Annotated in this window: 3 protein-coding genes; 2 read left to right on the top strand and 1 reads right to left on the bottom strand. The window is 72.4% G+C overall.

All coding sequences use genetic code 11. The annotated features are described in order from the left end of the window. Nucleotides 1-195: 195 nt before the first annotated feature. Both ACW0Q9_RS29340 and ACW0Q9_RS29345 read left to right on the top strand, forming a co-directional pair. Complete coding sequence (locus ACW0Q9_RS29340) at nucleotides 196-1,404, top strand: DUF349 domain-containing protein (protein WP_456186823.1); 1,209 nt, start codon at nucleotides 196-198, stop codon at nucleotides 1,402-1,404. 345 nt (nucleotides 1,405-1,749) lie between these two features. Next, complete coding sequence (locus ACW0Q9_RS29345) at nucleotides 1,750-3,366, top strand: cellulase family glycosylhydrolase (RefSeq protein WP_456186825.1); 1,617 nt, start codon at nucleotides 1,750-1,752, stop codon at nucleotides 3,364-3,366. Nucleotides 3,367-3,416: 50 nt separating this feature from the next. Here ACW0Q9_RS29345 and ACW0Q9_RS29350 read toward each other — a convergent pair. Next, nucleotides 3,417-4,378: MiaB/RimO family radical SAM methylthiotransferase (locus tag ACW0Q9_RS29350; RefSeq protein WP_456186827.1), on the bottom strand; the 962-nt coding region annotated here is incomplete at its 5' end.

A 4,378-nucleotide genomic window follows, 5' to 3' on the forward strand; every position in this document is an offset into this window, starting at 1 on the left:
CCTATCCGTATCCCCCGGTGCGTCCCCGCGCCGATCCGGTCATCGAGGCGCTACGACACCGTATGGTCACGGTCGACGACAGGCGCTCGACACGGACCGGGTCGGACCTGTGACAATGCCGGGAGAAACTTTGCTGCGCCGTGGCGGCGATCGCGGGAGGTGTCCCGTCGACGCCGGGAGAACGAGGATGGGCACATGAGCGACTGGACTGCCTTCGGACGGGTCGACGAGGACGGCACCGTCTACGTCAAGACCGCCGAGGGCGAGCGGGTGGTCGGATCCTGGCAGGCAGGGGCACCGGAGGAAGGGCTCGCCCACTTCGCCCGGCGCTTCGCCGACCTGGTGACGGAGGTGGACCTGACCGAGGCCCGGCTCAACTCGGGCGCGGCGGACGCCGGCCACTCGCTGACCACGATCCGGCGGATCCGCGCCTCGCTGGCCGAGGCGCACGTCGTCGGGGACATCGACGCCCTGGCCGCCCGCCTCGACAAGCTGGCCGCGGTGGCCGAGGAGAAGGCCGGCGAGGCCCGGGCCGCCCGGGACGCCGCCCGTGGCGAGGCACTGGCGCGCAAGACCGCCCTGGTCGAGGAGGCGGAGAAGCTGGCCGCCGAGTCGACCGGCTGGAAGACCGCCGGCGACCGGCTCAAGGAGATCCTCGACGAGTGGAAGACCATCCGCGGGGTCGACAAGAAGGCCGACGGTGAGCTGTGGAAGCGGTTCGCCGCCGCGCGTGACGGCTTCACCCGCCGCCGGGGCGCCCACTTCGCCTCCCTCGACCAGCAGCGCAAGCAGGCGCAGGGGATCAAGGAGGAGCTGGTCGCCGAGGCCGAGAAGCTCAAGGAGTCGACCGACTGGGGCGCCACGGCAAACCAGCTCAAGGACCTGATGGCCCAGTGGAAGGCCGCGCCGCGCGCCTCCAAGGAGGCCGAGCAGAAGCTCTGGGAACGGTTCCGGGCGGCGCAGGACGAGTTCTTCACCCGGCGCAGCGAGGTCTTCTCGGCCCGCGACAACGAGCAGCGCGCCAACCTCGAGCGCAAGCAGGCCCTGCTGGCCGAGGCGGAGGCGCTCGACGTCGACGGCGACCCGAAGGGCGCCCAGGCGAAGCTGCGGGAGATCCAGGCGCAGTGGCACGAGGCCGGCCGGGTGCCCCGCGAGGCCGCCGCCGGGCTGGAGCGGCGGCTGCGTGCCGTCGACGACAAGGTCCGCGAGGTCATGGACTCGGCGTGGCGGCGCACCTCCAAGGAGGACAACCCGCTGCTGGCCCAGATGCGGGCCCAGGTCGCCGAGGCCGAGGAGCGGCTGGCCCGGGCGCAGGCGGCCGGCGACGCCCGCCGGATCAAGGAGGCCGAGCAGGCGCTCGCCTCAAAGCGGCAGTTCCTCCAGCTGGCCGAGCAGGCCGGCTGAGTTCAGCCTCACCGGAGCCCCCGGTCCCGCCTCGGGACCGGGGGCTCTTCCGTGTCCGCCGCCGGACGGGACGGGAAAGCGCCTTCTCGGCGCGGCTCCCGGGTCGCGTGTTGACGCATCGAGACGGGCTGATCAAAATGGGCGGCAGAGCCAGGTTCCGCACCGGCGCGAGGGCACGACGGCACGACCCGCCGTCGGGATTCGCCGGTGCCTCTCCGCGAGTGGCCGTCCACGTGACACGGCCCGGCGCGCGCTGTCCGCGTACTCGATGACGAGCGGGCCGTCTCCCCTGGTCTTTCCGCCCGCGGCGCTCGCGCGGCGCGGGCATCCGAAGTGGAGCTCGCCATGCACCGACCCACCGCCCTCGGCGGCGCCCTCGCGGCGCTCGCCACCGCCGCGGCCGGCGTCCTCGTCGCCGCCGCCGTCAGCACCACCCCGGCCGCCGCCGCCACCGGCGGGACCGGCACCGGCTACCTGCACACCAGCGGCAACAAGATCGTCGACAGCACGGGGGCCACGGTCCGGCTCACCGGCATCAACTGGTTCGGCATGGAGACCGACAACAAGACCTTCCACGGTCTGTGGTCGAGCAACCCGTGGCGCGGCCAGCTCGACACCATGGCCCGGCTGGGCTACAACACGCTGCGCATCCCCTACTCGAACGACGCGCTGAAGCCGGGCGCGACGGCCACCGGCATCAACGACTTCGTCAACCCGGACCTGGTCGGGCTCTCCCCGCTGCAGATCCTCGACAAGGTCATCGACTACGCGGGCAGCAAGGGCATGCGGGTCATCCTGGACCGGCACCGGCCCACCTCGGCCGGGCAGTCGCCGCTCTGGTACACCTCGACGGTCTCCGAGGCGACCTGGATCGCCGACTGGAAGATGCTCGCCCAGCGGTACGCGAACAACCCCACGGTGATCGGGGCGGACCTGCACAACGAGCCGCACGCCGAGGGCACCAACCCGGCGGCCACCGGCGCGTGCTGGGGCTGCGGCGACACGGCCCGGGACTGGCGGCTGGCCGCCGAGCGGGCCGGCAACGCGATCCTCGGGGTGCAGCCGAACTGGTTGATCTTCGTGGAGGGGGTGAGCTGCCCGAGCGGCGGCCTGTCGAACGTCTGGGACAACGACCCCAGCAACGACGAGGACTGCGGCTGGTGGGGCGGCAACCTGTCGAAGGCCGGTCAGTTCCCGGTCCGGCTCAACGTGGCCAACCGGCTGGTCTACTCCCCGCACGAGTACGCCACGTCGGTCTACCGCCAGACCTGGTTCGACGACCCGAGCTACCCGGCGAACATGCCGGCCATCTGGGACAGGTACTGGGGTTACCTCTACAAGCAGAACATCGCGCCGATCATGATGGGCGAGTTCGGCAGCACGCTGCAGGACCCGAAGGACAAGGTGTGGCTGCAGAACCTGATGGCCTACACCGGGACCGGGGTGACCGGGATGTCCTTCACCTACTGGTCGTGGAACCCGAACTCAGGTGACACCGGCGGCATCGCCAACGACGACTGGACCACCATCAACCAGGCCAAGCAGGACATCCTCCAGCCGTACCTGATCCCGCCGGTGGGCGGTGGCGGCACCACCAGCCCGTCGCCGACCCGCACCCCGGACACGTCGCCGGCGCCGACCACGCCGGCCCCGACCGGCGGCTGCACCGCGACCTACAAGCAGACCAACGCCTGGCAGGGTGGCTTCCAGGGCGAGCTGACGGTGAAGAACACCGGCACCAGCACGGTGAACCCGTGGTCGGTGACCTGGACGTGGCCGTCCGGGGTCACGCTGGGCAGCGGTTGGAACGCGACCGTCACCCAGTCCGGCGGCACCGTCACCGCGGCCGCGCCGACCTGGGCGCCGTCGCTCGCGCCGGGCGCCTCGGTGACCATCGGCTTCACCGCCAACGGCGCGGCCTCCGCGCCCGCGTCCGTGAAGCTCAACGGCACCGCCTGCTGAGACGCGACGGCCGGGGCCGCCACGGGGCGGTCCCGGCCGTCGACGGTCGGTCAGTGCGCGGCGCAGCCGCCGGTGGGGGCGGGCACCGCGGCCGGCGCGCCGATCGTCGGCAGCCCGAGCAGCACCCCGGGGGTACGCGGGGCGCGCCCCGCCTCGGCCGCGTCGCCGGCCCGGGTCCGCCGGTGCGACAGCGGCTCCCCGTCGGCGTTGAGGTGGTGCGGGGCGGCGTAGGTGACCGTGGTGTGCACGATGTCGCCCGGGCGGATCTGCCCCGCCAGCGACCCGGCGTCGAAGTGCACGAGGCGGCCGTCCCGGGCCCGGCCGGACAGCCGGCCGGTGCGCTCGTCCTTGCGCCCCTCGCCGACCGCGACCAGCACCTCGACGGTCTCCCCGACCAGCTTCCGGTTCTCCGCCCAGGTGATCTCCTCCACCGTGGCGATCAGCCGCTCGTACCGCTCCTGCACGACCTGCTTGGGCAGTTGGCCGTCCATGGTCGCGGCCGGCGTGCCGGGGCGCTTGGAGTACTGGAAGGTGAACGCCGACGAGAAGCGGGCCGCGCGCACCACGTCGAGGGTGCGCTCGAAGTCGGCGTCGGTCTCGCCGGGGAAGCCGACGATGATGTCGGTGGTGATCGCCGCGTCCGGCATGGCCGCCCGGACCTTCTCGATGATCCCCAGGTACTTCTCGGAGCGGTAGGAGCGGCGCATCGCCCGCAGCACGTCGTCGGAGCCGGACTGGAGCGGCATGTGCAGCGAGTGGCAGACGTTGGGCGTCTCGGCCATCGCGGCGATCACGTCGTCGGTGAAGTCCTTCGGGTGCGGGCTGGTGAACCGGACCCGCTCCAGACCCTCGACGTCACCGCAGGCCCGCAGCAGCTTCCCGAAGGCGTAGCGGTCGCCGAACTCGACGCCGTAGGAGTTGACGTTCTGCCCCAGCAGGGTCACCTCCAGCACGCCCTCGTCGACCAGGGCGCGCACCTCGGAGAGGATGTCGCCGGGGCGGCGGTCCTTCT

This window comes from Micromonospora sp. I033 (assembly GCF_053890995.1).